Source organism: Aurantiacibacter sp. KMU-128 (assembly GCF_056933515.1).
On the sequence record NZ_JBXORT010000001.1, the window covers coordinates 1,414,089 to 1,431,370 of the forward strand.

The following is a 17,282-nucleotide window of genomic DNA, read 5'->3' on the forward strand; positions in this document are numbered from 1 at the left end:
TTTTTGCCCCAGGACCGTGTAACAGGTGTAACAGGTTCGTTGGATTTGGCGCCGGAAATGGCGGGAATCGGCGGGCAGGCTGCTGCAAATGCTTGACCTTCGCGCCGCTCCGCAACAAGGGTTACGCCCATGTCTGAAGAGCATATCCGAGAGATCGAAGAGCCCGCCGGCGCAGCGCCTGCCAAAGCCGCCAAGCCGGAAGCGAAGGAAGAGGACTGGAAGAGCTTCGGCTGGTTTCTGGTCAAGCTGGTGATCGTGGTGCTGATCTTCCGCACCTTCGCCTTCACCAGCTTCAACATCCCCTCGCAAAGCATGATGCCGCGCCTGCTGGTGGGTGACCATCTCTTCGCGCAGAAGTGGAGTTATGGCTATTCGCGCGCCGCGCTGCCGCTCGATCCCGAGGCGGGTGACTGGCACCTGTTCCAGACGCTGCCCGAACGCGGTGATGTGGTGATCTTCAAGCACCCCGTTGACCGCAGCGACTACATCAAGCGCGTGATCGGCCTGCCGGGCGACACGGTGCAGATGGTGGAAGGCGTGCTGCACATCAACGATGTGCCCGTGGAGATGGAACAGGTCGAAGACTTCGTCATCCCGCTGCAAGCAGGCGAAGATTGCCGTGGTACGACCATCTCGACCGGAGAAGGCCCGGCTTGCAGCAATCCGCAGTATCGCGAGACGCTGCCCAACGGTGTCACTTACAACATCCTCGATCTGGGTGTGACGCCGCAAGACAATACCGCGCCGTTCATCGTGGGCGAAGGCCAACTGTTTCTGATGGGCGACAATCGCGACAACTCACTGGACAGCCGCTTCCCCGCCGAGGCACAGCGCGGCATCGGGCTGGTGCCGGTCGAGAACCTCGTTGGCGAGGCAAGCTTCATGTACTGGTCGTGGGGCGGCGGTGTGCGCTGGGGCCGGATGTTCAAGGGCATATGAGCGGGCTCGATCCCGCGACGCGGGGCTGGCTCGAAGCCCATGGCTTCGCCATTGGTGACGAGACACTGTGGGCCGAGGCGCTGACCCATGGCAGCACGGGCGCGAAACGCGATTACCAGCGGCTGGAGTTTCTGGGAGACCGCGTGCTCGGCCTCACCATCGCCCACTGGCTCTACGCCGATGGCAAGAGCGATGAAGGCCGCATGGCACAGCGGCTGAACGCGCTGGTCGCCAAGGGTGCCTGTGCCGAACGTGCCCGCGAACTCGGCGTTGGCGGGCATCTGCTGATGGGCAAACAGGCCCGCGAAGACGGCGCGCATGACAGCGACAATGTGCTGGGTGACATCATGGAATCGCTGCTCGGCGCGAGCTTCCTCGAAAGCGGGTTTGACGCAACCGCCGCGCTCATCCGGCGCTTCTGGGCTGATGCTGTGGACGGCAAGACGGGCCAGTCGAAGCACCCCAAATCGGCATTGCAGGAATGGGCCGCGGGCAACCAGCGCCGCCCGCCCGAATACGAAGTGACGAGCATTGACGGCCCCGACCACGCCCGCCGTTTCACCGTGCGCGTGCGCGTCCACAAGGTCGGCGAGGTCGAGGCGGTGGCCAGTGGCAAACGCGATGCGGAAACCGAAGCGGCGCGGCTGTTTATGGAGAGGTTCGGATGAGCCAGACGGAAAGCAAATGCGGCCTCGTCGCCGTGATCGGCGCGCCCAATGCGGGCAAGTCAACGCTGGTGAACCAGTTGGTGGGGCAGAAGGTCGCCATCACCTCGGCCAAGGCGCAGACGACCCGCGCGCGCCTGCTGGGCATTGCGCTGCATGGGGAAACGCAGATCCTGCTGGTCGATACACCCGGCATTTTCGAACCCAAGCGCCGGCTTGACCGCGCGATGGTCAGCGCCGCTTGGGAAGGTACCACGGCGGCAGATGCTGTCCTGCTGGTGGTCGACCCGGTGAAGCAGCGGCGGCACGAGCTGATGCCGCTACTTGAGGGGCTGAAGGATCGCACGGAGCGCAAGATCCTCGTCCTCAACAAGGTCGATGTGAGCAAGAAGGAGCCGCTGCTCGAACTGGCGCAAGAGCTGACGCAGCTGGCCGACTTTGCCGAAGTCTACTTCGTCTCGGCGCTAACGGGCGACGGTGTTCCGGAATTGAAGGAGCATCTCGCCGGACTGATGCCCGAAGGCCCGTGGCACTATCCCGAAGACCAGGTCTCCGACGCCTCCGAACGCCTGCTCGCCGCCGAGGTGACGCGCGAGCAGCTCTACCGCCAGCTGCACGAGGAACTGCCCTACGACGCCGCGGTGCGCCCGGAAAGCTACGAGCAGCGGCCCGATGGCTCCGTCGAAATCCGCCAGCAAATCGTGATCGCGCGCGACAGCCAGAAGCCGATTGTGCTCGGCAAACAGGGGCGGCGGATAAAGGAAATCGGCGAAGCGGCGCGCAAGGAGTTATCCGAAATCCTCGGCCAGAAAGTCCACCTGTTCCTCCACGTCAAAGTCGATGAACGCTGGGCCGAAAGCCGCGAAATGTTTGAAGAAATGGGGCTCGACTGGGTGCGCTAGGGCCCGTGCCTCAGCCCACACTCACCTTAGCCAGTTTCGCCTTCAACGCCTCTTCGGTGAAGGGTTTGACGATGTAGTCATCCGCACCCGCGCCGATGCCGGTGTGGATGTCCTTCGCCTCGCCCTTTGACGTGCAGAACACGACCGTGGGGCGGCTGGTTGTAGGGAGTTCGCGCAGCGCGCTGACGAATTCGGGGCCGCTCATCACCGGCATTTGCCAGTCGGTCACGATCAGATCGGGCATCGCTTTCTCGCAGCGCAGCAGCGCTTCCTTGCCGTCCTCGGCCTCGATCACGTTGTAACCCAGTTCGGCGGCGATCTTGCCCGCCAGCTTGCGCACAACGCGGCTGTCATCGACCACGAGGCAGGTCTTGCCCTTCCCGTTCGCCACACCCGCATCACCGCGCGCGGCCATCGCCTGCGCCACAATGGCATCGGTCGCATCAACATCGGTGAGTGCTTCCACCACTTGGTCGATGTCATAATCCTGTTCGGGCGCAAGTTCGGTCAGTTCGAGCGGTTCCAGCGCCTCATCCGCCTCTGGCTCGATAAGGCTCGGCGCCTTGCGCGCATCGGCAAGGCGTTCGGCGAGTGTGCGCTTGTCCTTCAGCAGGCCCTCGCCCGCGCGCATCCCGGTCTGGCGTTTGATCAGATGTTGCATCGCGTGATCCCTCTGACCGTCAATAGCCGCTGGAAGCCGCCATCAGCGGCGCAGTCGCCGCCGCAGCGCGGACATGGATATAGGGCACCCAGACATCGCCGAATTCGGCCTTCTGGTACCAGACGTCGAGCACATCATAGGTCTCCCACAAGCCGCTCTTGTCCTTCAACCGCAGCCCCTCGCCAATGCGCGGCACCGCGGCAAAGCGCAGGCGCTGCTGCGTCTGGTCTGTTTCGTTCTGGATTTCGATCTCGATCACGTGGCACGCCCCTGATGTCGGGGTTAGGGCCTAGACAAGATTGGTTGATGAATTGCGAACGGGGCAAGCGACGGCGGCGTTACTTCGCTGCCGCCTTCTTCTTGGCAGGTGCCTTCTTCTTCGCGGGAGACTTCTTCCGGCCCTTCTTCTTCGCGGGTCCCTTCGCGGCCTTTTCCGCGATCAGCACCAGCGCCTCTTCCAGAGTCAGTGCATCCTTGTCCTTATCCTTTGGCAGTGTCGCGTTCACGGTACCGTCGGTTACATAGGCACCGTAGCGGCCGTCCATCAGCTTCACGTCATCACCCGCCTCGGTCTGGCCGAGGACTTTCAATGGCTCGCGGCTATTGCTCCCGCGTCCGCCGCGATTGGCGGCTTCGGCAAGCAGGGTGACGGCAGCATTCATGCCCGTCTCGAACACATCGCGCGTGCTGGAGAGCTTGGCGTACTTGCCGTCATGCCGCAGATACGGGCCGTAACGCCCTATCGCGGCCTCGATTTCCAAACCCGTCTCCGGATGCGCACCGATAATGCGCGGCAGGTCGAGCAGCTTCACCGCCCATTCGAGGCCGAAATCATCCACATCCTTGGGAATCGAGGCGCGCTTGGCTTCCTTGCCCTCGCCCATCTCAACGTACGGCCCGAACCGCCCCGATTTGCGCGAGATCGCCTGACCCGTTTCCGGGTGTTCGCCCATAACGCCATCGTCCGAACCGTCCTCCCCGCCGGGCTGGCCGAATTTGCGGCGGAAGGTGCATTCCGGGTAATTGACGCAGGCAATAAAGGCGCCGAAACGCCCGCCGCGCAGGTGCAGTTCACCGCCATTGCGGCCCTGCTCGGCACAAAGCGGGCACCAGCGCGGATCGTGGCCATCCTCACGCGGCGGGAAGAGGAAATCGGCGAGGAATTCGTCGAGCACTTCGGTCACTTCCGAAGGCTTCTGCTCCATCACCTCGTCGCTCTTGGGCTTGAAGTCCTTCCAGAAGCTTTCGAGCAGTGCCTTGTATTCCGCGCGCCCACCGGAGACCTCGTCCAGCTCGTCTTCAAGGCTGGCGGTGAAATCATAGGCGACATAGGTGGGGAAGAAACGTTCGAGAAACGCTGTTAGCAGCCGCCCTGAATCCTCTGCAAAGAATCGGTTTTTCTCCATCCGCACATAGTCGCGGTCGCGCAGTGTCTGGATGGTGGAGGCGTAAGTCGAAGGGCGACCGATGCCCAGTTCCTCCAGTCGTTTCACCAGCGAGGCTTCGGAAAAACGCGGCGGCGGCTGGGTGAAATGCTGCGTCGCCTCCACATCCTTCTTAGCGGGTGCATCACCCTTGCGCATAGCGGGGAGGAGATTGTCGTCATCCTCGTCCGATTTCTCGTCAAAGCTCTCGGAGTACACCGCCAGGAAGCCGGGGAATTTCACCACCTGGCCGGTGGCGCGCAGCTCGTGCTGACCGGTCGGATCGCGCAGGGTAACAGTGGTGCGCTCCAATTGCGCGGTCGCCATCTGGCTGGCCATGGCACGCTTGAAGATCAGGTCATACAGCTTGGCTTCGTCTCCCGAACCGGCGCGGTCCTTGCGGAAATCGGTCGGGCGAATGGCCTCGTGCGCTTCCTGCGCGTTCTTCGCCTTGGTCTGGTAAAAGCGCGGCTTTTCGGGGCGATAGTCTTCGGAGAACCGTTCGGCGATGGCATCGCGCGCAGCGAGAATGGCGCTCATATCCATCTGCACGCCGTCGGTTCGCATATAGGTGATCGCCCCCGCTTCATACAGCGACTGGGCACAGCGCATCGTGTGGCTGGCGGAGAACCCGAGCTTGCGCGCGGCCTCCTGCTGTAAGGTGGAGGTGGTGAAGGGAGGCGCGGGATTGCGCTTCAGCGGCTTGGTCTCGACCTCCTCGACGGTAAAGCGCCCCTGCTCCACCGCAGCCTTGGCCGCATCCGCACTACCCTTGTTGCCGAGCGAAAGTCGTTCGAGCTTCTTGCCATCGAACTTCACCAGACGCGCGTCGAAATCCGTCCCGTCATGCGCCATCTTGGCGACGACCGACCAGTATTCGTCCGCCCTGAACAGCTCGATCTCGCGCTCACGCTCGCAGATCAGGCGCAGCGCGACCGACTGCACGCGCCCCGCCGATTTGGCCCCGGGCAGCTTGCGCCACAGCACGGGGGAGAGGGTGAAGCCAAACAGGTAATCGAGCGCGCGTCGGCCGAGATAGGCGTCGATCAGATCCTGATCGAGCTGGCGCGGTTTCTTCATCGCCTCGGTCACCGCCGCTTTGGTGATGGCGTTGAACGTCACCCGCTCCACCTCGGCAGGCAAGGCCTTTCGCTTCTTGAGCAAGTCCATCACGTGCCAGCTGATCGCCTCGCCCTCGCGATCAGGGTCGGTGGCGAGGATCAGACGGTCAGCCTTCTTCGCCGCATCGGCGATGGCCTTGACCTGCGCCTTGTTGCGCGCGTCGGCATAGACTTCCCAATCCATCGCGAAATCCTCGTCCGGACGAACGCTGCCATCCTTGGGCGGCAGATCACGGACGTGGCCGTAAGAGGCGAGAACCTTATAGTCCTTGCCCAGATACTTCTCGATGGTTTTCGCCTTGGCGGGCGATTCGACGATGACTAATTGCATGATGGTGTGGACCGACCCTTACACGTGTACGTACGCGCGAGGGTTGGGACGCGTGGCGGATTCGTCAAGCGCGATTTAGTCAAACACCTGCGATAGCGTCTCGCTCCGCCCATGTAGCCTGTCGTACAAGAACACACCCAGTGCAATTGTCAGAACTGTGCCAATGTTGCTGACGAGGTTCTCAAGGAAGATCGCGACCAAACCAAAACCGGAAACGTTTAAAGCCAATCCGAGTACAAACATAATCGCCACCCCAATCAGATAGGCCAAGACGACAGGCGTAGTATTGCCACTCACCATATCCCAGCTGTCACCGATTGACTGGATTGTCCCGCGCTTGTTGGCGATAAGAAACGCTGGCGCTGCGGCCCAACGCGCACCGAAGATGAGACCCGGAATGATCAGCAACATGAACCCGATTCCGGTTCCGATGCCGATCAAGATAGCTTGCGCAACATATCGGAAGAAACGCCGCTCTCTGTCTGGCGGATAATAACCGGCGCGGCGAAGAAGCAATTCCCACAGCAAGTAGCTGGCGACAATCGCAACGATGACCAGCGCTATACCGGCGACACCAGCGCTGATCCCGAAAACCGTTTGGACAATGGAAGGTATTTCAAAGCCGGCGATGTCTCCATCGCCAACAAAAAAGAAGCCGCCCTGAAGTACCGTACCCAAAACTGTCAGCGTCAACACGAAGACGACGAGCATCTGCATATTTTCCTGAACCTTGGCGAGTACACCCTCGACAACCTCCTGCACCGTAAGTTCGTTTTCCATAATCTTCCCCTTTTATGCGGTGAGGCTTACCTTCCCACCCGCGTGCCGTTCAAGCCGGCCCGCAATCTCCAATTCCAGCAGCGCCATCTGCACCGCCCCTGCGCTCGCGCCCGATTGGCGGATCAACTCATCGACCGACACCGGCGCGTTGGTGAGCATCGCAGCAATTTCGCCGGTTTCGGCTTCAGTCGGTTCCTCTAGCGGCGCGAAATCGGCGGGCGATACAGGCTCGCGGAAGCTGGAGCGTGGCACGCCGTCAAAGCCGGTGAGCAGTTCGATCACATCCTCAGGCTCCTGCACCAGCACCGCGCCTTCGCGGATAAGGTGATTGCAGCCATGGCTGCGCGCTTCGAGCGGGCTGCCGGGGATCGCCATCACCTCGCGCCCCGCCTCTGCGGCAAGCCTCGCGGTGATAAGCGAGCCGGACTTGACCGCCGCCTCCACCACCACCGTGCCGATGGCTAGCCCGGCAATGATGCGGTTGCGCTTCGGGAAGTGCTGCCCGCGCGGTTCGGTGCCGGGCGGCTCCTCCGCGATTAGCAGTCCCTCCTGCGCGATCTGCTCCTGCAATTTCGCGTGCTGCGGCGGATAGGCGATGTCGATCCCGCTGGCGATCACGCCGATAGTGCTCGGCATCGCGCCTTCATGGCTCGCCCCGTCGATCCCCCGCGCCAAACCTGACACAACCACAAACCCCGCCTCCGCCAGCTTGCGAGCGAAATCGCGCGACAGCTTCACCGCCGCTGCCGAGGCATTGCGTGCGCCGACCATGGCCACGCAGGGCTGGCTCGCCAGCTCGATCCGGCCGCGCATGGTGATGATCGGTGGCGCGTTCTCCATCTCCGCCAAGAGCGGCGGATAGTCGGGCATATCGTGGAAGAGATAGCGCGCACCCGCCTTGCGCGCCTCGGTAATCTCGCGCTCGATCCGGTCGCGCGCGGCAGGCGTGTAGTTGCGCTTGGCGCCCCGCGCGGCGAGATCGGGCAGAGCCTCCAGCGCCACTGCCGCCGTGCCGAAACGCGCCAGCAACTGCGCATAGCTCACCGGCCCGATATTGGCGGAGCGCAGCAGGCGAATGCGCGCAAACGCCTCTTCCTGACTGAGCTTGGGCGCGCCAGTCACTTCTTGCTGCCGACCTTGGGTTCCTCACCCTTCATCAGCCGACCGATATTGGCGCGGTGGAGCCAGATAATGAGCACCGCAATGACTGCCAGCACCGGTACAAAGGGTTCGAAGCCCAGCACAACCGCAGCGATTGCCGCCGCGACAACCGCGCTCATCCCCGCAACCGAGCTGATCCGGCCAATTGCCAGCACGGCGATCCACACAAGCGCGTAGGCAAGCCCGATTTGCCATGCGAGGCCGAACGCCACGCCCGCATTGGTCGCTACACCCTTCCCGCCCTTGAAGCCGAGCCAGACGGGGAAGCAATGCCCCAGCACCGCACCGAGCGCCGCGAACGGCACCGGCCCCCACGCGGCATTGGGCATGACCGAGGCGACGCCGTACCACTGCGTCACCAGCAGCACCGGCACCAGCCCCTTTGCCAGATCGAGCAGCAGGGTGGCCGCCGCCAGCCCTTTGCTGCCGGTGCGCAGCACATTGGTTGCGCCGATATTGCCCGATCCGGTCTTGCGGATATCGCCCTTGCCCGTTGCCAACGCCAGAATGAGGCCGAACGGAATCGAGCCGCACAGATATCCGATTGCGAAACCGATGAAATTTTCCACGCCTAACCCTTGTCTTGTCTGCAAGTGCTTGAAGACAACCCGCGCTTGCTCCTAAAGCGCGTTAAACCGCAATTGCTCGCCTCCGACAAGCGAAGGCTGGCGCGAAAGAAACGGATTTGGACGCAAAATCTCCCATATTGCTGTTCGATAGCGGCCTTGGCGGGCTGACAGTGCTGCGCGCGCTTCGCAGGGTTTTGCCCGATGTGCCGGTGATCTACGCCGCCGATATTGCGGGCCTGCCTTATGGCGAGAAGACCGAGGCGGAGATCGCCGCGCGCGTCGCTGGACTGCTCGGCCGGATGAGCGAACGCTACGCGCCGCGCCTCATCTGCATCGCCTGCAACACCGCGAGCACGATTGCGCTGGGCATGGTGCGCGAGGTTCTCAATGTGCCGATTGTCGGCACGGTGCCCGCAATCAAGCCCGCGGCGGCATTGACCAAAACGGGCACGATCGGCCTGCTCGGCACCGCAGCGACGATCCGCCAGCGTTATGTCGACGATCTCGAAGCGAAATTCGCGAGCGGGAAGACGCTGATCCGCCACGCCGCCCCCGGGCTCGTCGGCGCGGCGGAGACGAAGTTGCGCGGCGGTACGCCCGACCCTGCAATTTTCACTGAAGCTGTGGCGGGCCTGCGCGATCAAGCGGGCGGCGAAGCAATCGACACTGTCGTGCTCGCCTGCACCCATTTCCCGCTCGTCGAGGAGGAATTGTGCGAAGCCATGGGCGGTGAGGTGGCCTTTATCGACGGCGCAGATGGCATTGCTCGCCGCATTGTTGCGCTCACAGAAAGTCAGGAATTCGATAATTCCGCTGGCAGCTTTGCAGTCACCACAGGAGCGCCCGATCCCGCGCTTTCCGCCGCTTTGGCCCCTTATGGCCTCACCCGCGTCGTGCAATTCTGACACCTGTTTTGGGGCAGGTCTGTCACGGAATTCCCTAAGGCGCATTCCTACTTGCGAACGCCTCGCAAACTTCGTGCTTCAAACCTTTGCCAACCTTCCCTAAGTCGCTGCGCAATGTCGCAGTGAGAGTGTGCGCCGTGAACTACGATCAGGTTTTCGATTCCGCCATTGACCGCCTTCACACCGAAGGCCGCTATCGCGTGTTCATCGACATTTTGCGCAACAAGGGCGCGTTCCCGAATGCGCGCTGCTTTGCGGGGCACAACGGGCCGAAGCCGATCACCGTGTGGTGCTCGAACGATTACCTCGCCATGGGCCAGCATCCCAAAGTGATCGCCGCGATGGAAGAAGCGCTGCACGATGTCGGCGCAGGTTCGGGCGGCACGCGCAATATCGGCGGCAACACGCATTTCCATGTCGAGCTGGAAGCCGAGCTGGCGCAGCTTCACGGCAAGGAAGCCGCACTGCTTTTCACCAGTGGCTACGTCTCGAACGATGCGACGCTTTCCACCCTTGCCAAGCTGCTACCCGGCTGCGTGATCTTTTCCGACGAATTGAACCATGCGAGCATGATCGCCGGCATCCGCAATTCGGGCTGCGAGAAGCGGGTGTTCCGGCACAATGACGTCGCGCATCTGGAAGAACTGCTCGCCGCCGAGGATGCGGACACGCCAAAGGTCATCGCCTTCGAGAGCGTCTATTCGATGGACGGCGATGTCGCGCCAATCCACGCAATTTGCGACCTCGCCGAGAAGTACAACGCCCTCACCTATATCGACGAAGTCCACGCGGTGGGGATGTATGGCGAGCATGGCGGCGGCATTTCGGAGCGGGACGAAGCGGCGCACCGGATCGACCTGATCGAGGGCACTTTGGGCAAGGCGTTCGGCGTGATGGGCGGCTATGTCGCGTCGAGCCGCAAGATCATCGACTGCATCCGTTCCTACGCCCCCGGCTTCATCTTCACGACCTCGCTCAGCCCCGCACTTGTCGCTGGCGTTTTGGCGTCAGTGCGTCACCTGAAGGCCAGCAGCGTGGAGCGTGATGCGCAGCAAACCAATGCCGCGACGCTCAAGCACCTGTTCCGTGACGCCGGCCTGCCTGTGATGGATTCAACCACCCATATCGTCCCGCTGATGGTCGGTGATCCGGTGCGCGCCAAGCAGATCAGCGACATCCTGCTCGCCGAATACGGCGTGTATGTGCAGCCGATCAATTTCCCGACCGTGCCGCGCGGCACCGAACGGCTGCGTTTCACCCCCGGCCCGATGCACAATGAAGCGATGATGGCCGAGCTGACGCAGGCGCTTGTCGAAATCTGGGACCGGCTCGACCTACAACTGCTCAAAGCGGCGTAAAATCGCGCATCGAACCCGGTTGCGCCGCCCAAGTGTTAGCCGCTTGGTAACCACATATCTGCCATAGCATAGGCGTTTCAGCCACCCTTTCCGGCGTGGCAGTCTGTGTGGGTACGTAATGGCAGTTGGTGGTCTTCTTAGAGGTTTGGCTGGCGGTAGTGGACCCAATCGCACTGGGTCGCGGATTATCTCCGCCGATGACACACAGGCGCGTATAAAAATACTCGACGATTACGAGCGTACGGGCATCGCGTGGATCTGGGCCACCGACAGCGAGGACCGGCTGATTTATCTCTCCCCCAGTGCAGACGAGCATCTGGAAGAGGGTCTTGCAAGCCTGCTCGACAAGCCGTTGCCCGACCTTTTCGAAATCGATCCCGAAAATTCCGACCGTTCCGACCGCCCGCTGCAATTTCAGCTGAAGTCGCGCAAGAAGATCACCGATCTGCCGGTGCGCCCGGTCCGGCAGCCCGGTGCACCCACACCCAAGGAAAGCTGGTGGGCCCTGTCCGGCCATCCGCTGTTCGATGCGGAGGGCAAGTTCCTCGGCTATCGCGGCAGTACCAAGGATATCACCCAAGCGTATGAGCGCGCGCGCGAGGATTCGCGGCTGGCCGAATATGATTCGCTCACCGGCCTTGCGAACCGCCACCGCATGAACCGCAAGCTGGAAAGCACGCTCGCCGCCTATAAGCGCGAGAAGCGTTCCTGCGCGCTGCTGATGCTCGATCTCGACAAGTTCAAGCAGGTCAACGACACGATGGGCCACCAGGCCGGAGACGATCTGCTGCGGCAAGTCGCCGAACGGCTGATGGCGGTTGTCCCCAGCGGTTGCGAAGTCGGGCGACTGGGCGGCGACGAGTTCCAGATCGTGATGCCCGACGAGGATGATCGCGGCAAACTGGGCGATCTTGCCGAGAAGATCATCCAGATGCTCACCTCGCCTTATCAGTTGGAGGGCAAGCGCGCGATTATCGGCGCGTCTGTCGGCATTTCCATCGCCCCTTATGACGGACTGGAGGCCGAGGAGATCATCCACGGGGCCGACCTTGCGCTCTACGCCGCAAAGAACAGCGGGCGCGGCACATATCGCTTCTACTCCGCCGATCTGAAAGATGTAGAGCAGGAACGGCAGGAACTGCTCGACGATCTGCGCGAGGCGCTGGCGACCGAGCAGTTGGCTCTCCACTATCAGCCGGTCGTCCGCACCAGCGACAATGCCGTAGTAGGCTTCGAAGCGCTTATGCGCTGGGAGCACCCCGAACGCGGCAATGTCAGCCCCGGGGTTTTCATACCGGCGGCGGAGGAAAGCGATCTCATCAACCAGCTTGGCCAATGGGCGCTGCGCCGCGCCTGCGAGGATGCGCTACAATGGCCGGAAACGGTGCGCATCGCCGTCAATGTCTCGGCGCGCCAGTTTGCCAATAAGGGCTTTCCCGCAGTCGTCACGCAGGTGCTGGCCGAAACCGGCATAGCGCCCGACCGCTTGGAGCTGGAGCTGACCGAGACGGTGTTCATGGGTGACAGCGAGACCACAGACCAGACTTTCAAGACACTGAAGGCGCTTGGCGTCCGCTTGGCGCTCGACGATTTCGGCACCGGCTATTCCTCGCTCAGCTATCTGCGCAACGCGCCGTTCGACAAGCTGAAAGTCGACAAGAGCTTCGTCGACAGTTGCACCCAGAAGAACGAGAACAGCGCCAAGATCATCACCGCGATTATCGGCCTGTCCGAAGCGCTCGGCATGGATGTGACCGTGGAAGGCGTCGAGGCCTTCGACCAATTCAAGCTGGTGACGTCCAAAGGGGCGAAATACATTCAGGGCTGGATCTACTCCAAAGCCCGCCCGCAAAGCGACATCGTCGAAATCATCGCCAATGGCGGCTACAAGATCGAACCGAGTGGCCCCGAGACGTACCGGCCAGAACGCCGCTCGGTCTTCCGCCGCATTGGCGTGATCCATGAAGACAACCGCTACGAGGCGGTTATGCGGGACCTTTCTCAGACAGGCTCTCGGATCGAGGGGCTAGTGGGTGTGCCGGTGGGCACCGGGCTGGTACTTGATCTCGGCGGCGGGCAATTGGCGGTGTGCACGGTGCGCCGCTCACAGGATGCCATCATCGGGGTGGAGTTTGAAACACCGCTGGTTAGCGATGGAGCGGGTGGCCTTGTCACCCGGCACCGCGTCTCGCCCTACGCGCTGGCTGCCGCAGGTATGCCGCTGGCCGCACTACCGCCTGGTAATTACCCCGCGCAAATGATGGGCGACGGGCCAAAATCGGCACCGCAGTTTCTGGAAGTGCAGGTGACGCGCGGAAGCTAAGCCCCGCGCGCCCGTGCAATTCTATCGCAGGCTCACCACATTGTCGCTTTCGCGCGGATCGGTGCGATCGCCGCGATAGAGGCTGGCCATCGGCTCGTCCGTTACAATCGCGCCTTCAACCGCGCCGAAACCGTTGAAATCAGTCTTCATCGCTGCGCCATAGGCACCCAGCATCCCGATCTCGATATAGTCCCCCGCCTGAATATCTTCGGGCAGAAGGAACGGGCCGGCCATATAGTCGGCGTCGTCGCAAGTCGGACCATAGAAGGCAAATTCACCAAGCGGCTTGATGAGATCATCCTCAAGCGCGCGCACGGGGAAGCGCCATGCCACATGGGCCGCATCGAACAGCGCGCCATAGGCACCGTCATTGATATACAACTCGTTCTCGCGGCGCTTTTCGACGCGCACGATGATGGACGAATATTCGGCGCACAAGGCACGGCCCGGCTCCGCCCAAAGTTCCGCCGAATAGGAAATCGGCAGGGCTTCGAAATGGCGGTGGATCATCGCGAAGTAGTCTTCGAGCGGCGGCGGCTCCATCCCCGGATATTCGCTCGGGAACCCGCCGCCCACATCGATGATGTCCACGGTTACGGCGGCTTCTGCGATGGCTGCACGCACCCGCTCCAAAGCCTGCACATAGGCAAACGGCGTCATCGCCTGGCTGCCAACATGGAAACAGATACCCAGCGCGTCGCAATGCTGGCGGGTCGCCTGCAGCAGCGGCGCAGCATCGACCAAATCGACGCCGAACTTGGCCGCGAGCGACAGCTCCGAATGCTCGGAGGAAACCCGCAGGCGCACCAGCAGTTGCAGATCGCTAGCTTCAACGCCGTCATCATCGGTCGTCGCGGTGACGATCTTTTGCAGCTCGTCGAGCGTATCGAGGCTAAATGTGCGCACGCCATGCGTGAAATAGGCCTCGCGGATGGCGCGCGGAGTTTTCACCGGATGCATGAAGCACAGCTTGGCTTGCGGCAGCAGTCCGCGCACCAGACGCACTTCGCCAATGGAAGCGACATCGTAATGCGTCACACCATTGTCCCACAGCACGCGCAGCAGATCAGGCGAGGGATTCGCCTTCACTGCATACATCGACGTGCCCGGAAACTTCTCGACAAAGAAGCGCGCAGCGCGCGCCGCCGCGTGGGGGCGCGTGAGGATTACAGGTTCGTCCGGCTCAAGCGCCGAAACTACAGCCTTTGCGTCTGGAAACTGGTGCAATTCAAGGGACCCCCTAAGGCGTTAAACCATTAGCGTTCAAGCTGGCTGCCTTGCGGAGGGTGTCCCATGGGGCAGCGGAAGCGCGGAAATAAAGCGCCCCCGCTTAATTGCAAGTGAATTCGCGTCGTTTCTTACGCAGACTTTCGGTCAGGAGAAGTCCACATTGGGCACCTGATCGACCACGCCCTTCTCGCTGTCGTCGAGCCTGTGGAAATCGGCCTGCTGAAAGCCCAGCGCACCGGCAAACAGCACTGCAGGGAAGCTTTCCCGCCCGGTGTTGTAGCGCGATACCGCCGCGTTGAGTGCCCGGCGCGCTGCCGCCAGCTTGTCTTCGACATTGGCGAGTTCGCGCTGCAATTCCTGGAAATTGGTGTTGGCTTTGAGATCGGGATAGGCCTCACCCAGCGCCAGCACCTTGTCGAGCGCGATGCGCAACGCCGCTTCGTCCTGCGAATTGACCGAACCGCTCGCCGCCTTGTTGCGCGCAGCGATCACCGCTTCCAACGTATCCGCCTCATGGCTGGCATAGCCTTTCACGGTGTTCACCAGATTGGGAATCAGATCGTGCCGCTGGCGCAATTGCGCGTCGATATCGGCCACCCCCTGATTGACGTTCTGTCGCAAGCCGACAAGCCGGTTGTAAATACCGATAACGACGACGACCAGCACAATGACAATGCCGATGAGGATAAATTCCATGATTGCTTCCTTGCCCTTCCCCTGTGAGACCCTTGTGTGCCATCAAAGCGGCATGGGGAAAAGGGGGTAAGCGATGATCGAACGTCCTGATGTGGATACGCTGCTGGCCGGACCGCTGGGCGCGTGGCTCCGCGAGCAGGAGGGGGTGCGCGAAGACGCGAAGAAGACCATGCGCAGCCGGCGCTTTACCGTCCTTGTCGTGCTGTTGCCGCTGGCGGCCTTCGTGCTGATCGCCTTCAATTTCGATCTGGCGCCGGTCATTTGGGGCGCCTTCGTTTTCGGTGCGATCGGTTTTGGCTGGGCGTATATGCCGGTCATGAACGCGGTCAAAGCGGTCAAGGTCGGCATCAACGATGCCATCGCCGATGCCCTTGGCCTCAGCTACAGCCATGATTGTGAGCCGGGAATGCCGTTCGAGCTGGCGAAGGCGTGCAAGGTGCTGCCCAGTCACGACCGCGCCCATTTCGAAGACGAATGGCGGGGTCATTTCGGAACCATCCCGTTCAGCGTGCACGAGGCCAAACTGGAGGAGAGGCGCGGCTCCGGCAAGAATACGCGCTGGGTTACCGTCTTCCACGGCCTGATAATGAGCATCGGGTATTCCAAGCGGTTCCAAGGGACGACGATTCTGGTGAAGGACAATGCCTATCGCAAGTTCTGGGGCGGCAAGTCGGACAGTGTGAAAGTCGGCGATATGCAGCTCGACTACGCCGATATGACGCATCCCGATTTCGAGGACCGGTTTGACATTTACACCACCGACCAGGTGGAAGCGCGCACCCTGATCGACCCGCTCTATGTCGAGCGGCTGATCGCCGTCGAGAAGAGCTATCACGGCGACGATGTGGCGACGATCTTCCATGAGGGCAGCCTCGTCGTCACGCTCAAAACCGGCAATATGTTCGAGAGCGGGAGCATCGAGGCGAGCGACGACCGGGCTAAGATCCAGCAGACGGTAGACCAGTTCATGCGCCTGTCCGACCTCGCCAAAGAGCTGAACAGCCGCGAGGCGCGCACGGGCGTTTAGCCGCTCAGCCTTTTCCCGAACACGCTGGAGAGCTTCTTGAAGCCGTTCTTTTCGAAGAAGCGGTGCGCGTCCTCGTTTTGCAGCCCGCTTTCGAGGAAGACCCAGTCGATCGCCCGCTCTTCGATCCGCGCCATCGCCCGATCGAGCAACTGGCTGCCTATGCCGGTAGAACGCGCCTGCGGATCGACCGCCATATCCTCGATCACGGCAAAGCTGCGGTGTTGGCCGTGTTCAAATGCGACGATCAGCATCCCGCATATCGCCCCGCCCTCTCCGCGCGCCACTAGCATATCGCGGTCACCCGGATCGGCGAAGTCGGCAGCGTAGCGTTCGGCAAGGTTCGCTATCCAGCTTTCGCCATCATCGCTGAGGCCCGTCTGGATTTCGCCGTGGCTGATATAGCTAGGCTGTGCGCCGATCACGCTGGCAGCAAAGGCGGCGGCGTCGGAGACGTCCTCGTCCGCGTTCCAGTGGAAGGTGAGGGTGTCGCTCACTGCCCCGCACCCCCGCGCGGCACCATCACGAGCTTGCCATGCTCCTTCGGGGGCCATTCGGGTACATGGTCAATACCGTCGAGCCAATCGCGAATGATCTCGCATCCCCCCATCATATGGCTGGCCGCCAAATAGAACTGCCGGAGGCGTTCGTCGGGATCGCTAACCTGCGCGTAAATCTGGATGCCGGCATCCAGCAAGTTCCGGACATCGGTGGTGTAGTTGTCACGCATACCACGCTGCCAAAGCTCGCGAAAATACCATTGATCAAGCACTTCGTGGAACCACGAAACCCAGCTTGCATAGACTTGCTTGTCGATCACGCCATTGCGTCGGAAGTTCGAGCAAACCTCGAACATATTCAGGCATTGGTAGTAGTATTGGCGCGCGATATCGGCATTCTTGCGGTCTCCGCGCGGCAAACGCGGCGGACGCTCTGTCGCCGCGTAAATCTGCATGGCCTCGCAATTCACAGCGGCATAACGAAACGCCTCGCTCGAATGCATCTCCAGCTCGAGATAGGCGGTCGACTTCTCAACGCGGTCATCGCGTGCGGCGATGTGCCGTTCCAGCTTCATCTGCTGGCGGCTGACCCACCAGCTGTAAGCGGCGGCGATGACGGAGATTACCAGTGCGACAAGCGCGAGAAGGTTCTCGGTCGCCTGGCTTTCCATCGTCATCGCCACCAGCATTGCA

General features: G+C 61.8%; 17 protein-coding genes. 7 read left to right on the forward strand and 10 right to left on the reverse strand.

The features are described from left to right. The first annotated feature begins 129 nt into the window (after positions 1 to 129). From lepB to era, 3 genes are read left to right on the forward strand one after another with little or no spacing between them, the layout of a single operon-like run. Positions 130 to 939 (forward strand): signal peptidase I, encoded by an 810-nt coding sequence (gene lepB / locus ACS0VV_RS07100; RefSeq protein ID WP_483532023.1) that lies wholly within the window; start codon positions 130 to 132, stop codon positions 937 to 939. Beyond that, on the forward strand, positions 936 to 1,607 hold the full coding sequence (rnc, locus tag ACS0VV_RS07105) for a ribonuclease III (RefSeq protein WP_483532024.1): 672 nt from the start codon (positions 936 to 938) through the stop codon (positions 1,605 to 1,607). The genes lepB and rnc overlap by 4 nt, the downstream gene beginning before the upstream one ends. Further along, on the forward strand, positions 1,604 to 2,506 hold the full coding sequence (gene era, locus ACS0VV_RS07110) for a GTPase Era (RefSeq protein WP_483532025.1): 903 nt from the start codon (positions 1,604 to 1,606) through the stop codon (positions 2,504 to 2,506). The genes rnc and era overlap by 4 nt, the downstream gene beginning before the upstream one ends. Positions 2,507 to 2,516: 10 nt before the next feature. Here era and ACS0VV_RS07115 read toward each other — a convergent pair whose 3' ends face one another. The 6 genes from ACS0VV_RS07115 to plsY form a co-directional block, all read right to left on the reverse strand. Then, complete coding sequence (locus ACS0VV_RS07115) at positions 2,517 to 3,167, reverse strand: response regulator (RefSeq protein WP_483532026.1); 651 nt, start codon at positions 3,165 to 3,167, stop codon at positions 2,517 to 2,519. Between the two features lie 19 nt (positions 3,168 to 3,186). After that, positions 3,187 to 3,426, reverse strand: a complete 240-nt coding sequence (locus ACS0VV_RS07120) for a hypothetical protein (protein WP_483532027.1) — start codon at positions 3,424 to 3,426, stop codon at positions 3,187 to 3,189. 79 nt (positions 3,427 to 3,505) lie between these two features. Then, on the reverse strand, positions 3,506 to 6,043 hold the full coding sequence (gene topA, locus ACS0VV_RS07125; protein ID WP_483532028.1) for a type I DNA topoisomerase: 2,538 nt from the start codon (positions 6,041 to 6,043) through the stop codon (positions 3,506 to 3,508). 75 nt (positions 6,044 to 6,118) lie between these two features. Continuing rightward, complete coding sequence (locus tag ACS0VV_RS07130) at positions 6,119 to 6,823, reverse strand: hypothetical protein (RefSeq protein ID WP_483532029.1); 705 nt, start codon at positions 6,821 to 6,823, stop codon at positions 6,119 to 6,121. Between the two features lie 12 nt (positions 6,824 to 6,835). Then, the gene (dprA, locus tag ACS0VV_RS07135) at positions 6,836 to 7,945 is read right to left on the reverse strand and encodes a DNA-processing protein DprA (protein ID WP_483532030.1); all 1,110 of its coding nucleotides are present in this window, start codon (positions 7,943 to 7,945) and stop codon (positions 6,836 to 6,838) included. After that, the gene (gene plsY / locus ACS0VV_RS07140) at positions 7,942 to 8,553 is read right to left on the reverse strand and encodes a glycerol-3-phosphate 1-O-acyltransferase PlsY (protein WP_483532031.1); all 612 of its coding nucleotides are present in this window, start codon (positions 8,551 to 8,553) and stop codon (positions 7,942 to 7,944) included. Before plsY ends, dprA begins: the two co-directional genes overlap by 4 nt. A 116-nt stretch (positions 8,554 to 8,669) precedes the next feature. Here plsY and murI point away from each other — a divergent pair, with 116 nt between their 5' ends. From murI to ACS0VV_RS07155, 3 genes are all read left to right on the forward strand, one after another. After that, positions 8,670 to 9,458 carry a glutamate racemase gene (gene murI, locus ACS0VV_RS07145; protein ID WP_483532032.1) on the forward strand — a complete coding sequence of 263 codons (789 nt, stop codon included), beginning with the start codon at positions 8,670 to 8,672 and terminating at the stop codon, positions 9,456 to 9,458. Positions 9,459 to 9,595: 137 nt separating this feature from the next. After that, entirely contained in the window at positions 9,596 to 10,816 is a 1,221-nt protein-coding gene (gene hemA / locus ACS0VV_RS07150; RefSeq protein ID WP_483533512.1) for a 5-aminolevulinate synthase, read from the forward strand. A 145-nt stretch (positions 10,817 to 10,961) separates the two neighbouring features. Then, the gene (locus ACS0VV_RS07155; RefSeq protein ID WP_483532033.1) at positions 10,962 to 13,139 is read left to right on the forward strand and encodes a putative bifunctional diguanylate cyclase/phosphodiesterase; all 2,178 of its coding nucleotides are present in this window, start codon (positions 10,962 to 10,964) and stop codon (positions 13,137 to 13,139) included. Between the two features lie 21 nt (positions 13,140 to 13,160). Here the strand turns inward: ACS0VV_RS07155 and ACS0VV_RS07160 are convergent, their stop codons facing one another. Beyond that, the gene (locus tag ACS0VV_RS07160) at positions 13,161 to 14,366 is read right to left on the reverse strand and encodes a type III PLP-dependent enzyme (RefSeq protein WP_483532034.1); all 1,206 of its coding nucleotides are present in this window, start codon (positions 14,364 to 14,366) and stop codon (positions 13,161 to 13,163) included. 147 nt (positions 14,367 to 14,513) lie between these two features. After that, complete coding sequence (locus ACS0VV_RS07165; protein ID WP_483532035.1) at positions 14,514 to 15,065, reverse strand: LemA family protein; 552 nt, start codon at positions 15,063 to 15,065, stop codon at positions 14,514 to 14,516. Between the two features lie 73 nt (positions 15,066 to 15,138). Between ACS0VV_RS07165 and ACS0VV_RS07170 the strand changes: the two genes are divergently transcribed. After that, on the forward strand, positions 15,139 to 16,092 hold the full coding sequence (locus ACS0VV_RS07170; RefSeq protein ID WP_483532036.1) for a DUF3137 domain-containing protein: 954 nt from the start codon (positions 15,139 to 15,141) through the stop codon (positions 16,090 to 16,092). Here the strand turns inward: ACS0VV_RS07170 and ACS0VV_RS07175 are convergent. Further along, a complete protein-coding gene (locus ACS0VV_RS07175; RefSeq protein ID WP_483532037.1) occupies positions 16,089 to 16,586 on the reverse strand; it encodes a GNAT family N-acetyltransferase in 498 nt (165 codons plus the stop codon). The genes ACS0VV_RS07170 and ACS0VV_RS07175 overlap by 4 nt on opposite strands. Further along, a complete protein-coding gene (locus ACS0VV_RS07180; protein WP_483532038.1) occupies positions 16,583 to 17,278 on the reverse strand; it encodes a DUF4760 domain-containing protein in 696 nt (231 codons plus the stop codon). The genes ACS0VV_RS07175 and ACS0VV_RS07180 overlap by 4 nt, the downstream gene beginning before the upstream one ends. Positions 17,279 to 17,282: the final 4 nt, after the last annotated feature.

Excerpts from the sequence above, each read along its gene's own strand:
- lepB (WP_483532023.1), top strand. The coding sequence starts at position 130 with ATGTCTGAAGAGCATATCCGAGAGATCGAAGAGCCCGCCGGCGCAGCG.
- rnc (WP_483532024.1), top strand. The coding sequence starts at position 936 with ATGAGCGGGCTCGATCCCGCGACGCGGGGCTGGCTCGAAGCCCATGGC.
- era (WP_483532025.1), top strand. The coding sequence starts at position 1,604 with ATGAGCCAGACGGAAAGCAAATGCGGCCTCGTCGCCGTGATCGGCGCG.
- ACS0VV_RS07115 (WP_483532026.1), bottom strand. The coding sequence starts at position 3,167 with ATGCAACATCTGATCAAACGCCAGACCGGGATGCGCGCGGGCGAGGGC.
- topA (WP_483532028.1), bottom strand. The coding sequence starts at position 6,043 with ATGCAATTAGTCATCGTCGAATCGCCCGCCAAGGCGAAAACCATCGAG.
- ACS0VV_RS07130 (WP_483532029.1), bottom strand. The coding sequence starts at position 6,823 with ATGGAAAACGAACTTACGGTGCAGGAGGTTGTCGAGGGTGTACTCGCC.
- ACS0VV_RS07165 (WP_483532035.1), bottom strand. The coding sequence starts at position 15,065 with ATGGAATTTATCCTCATCGGCATTGTCATTGTGCTGGTCGTCGTCGTT.
- ACS0VV_RS07170 (WP_483532036.1), top strand. The coding sequence starts at position 15,139 with ATGATCGAACGTCCTGATGTGGATACGCTGCTGGCCGGACCGCTGGGC.
- ACS0VV_RS07180 (WP_483532038.1), bottom strand. The coding sequence starts at position 17,278 with ATGCTGGTGGCGATGACGATGGAAAGCCAGGCGACCGAGAACCTTCTC.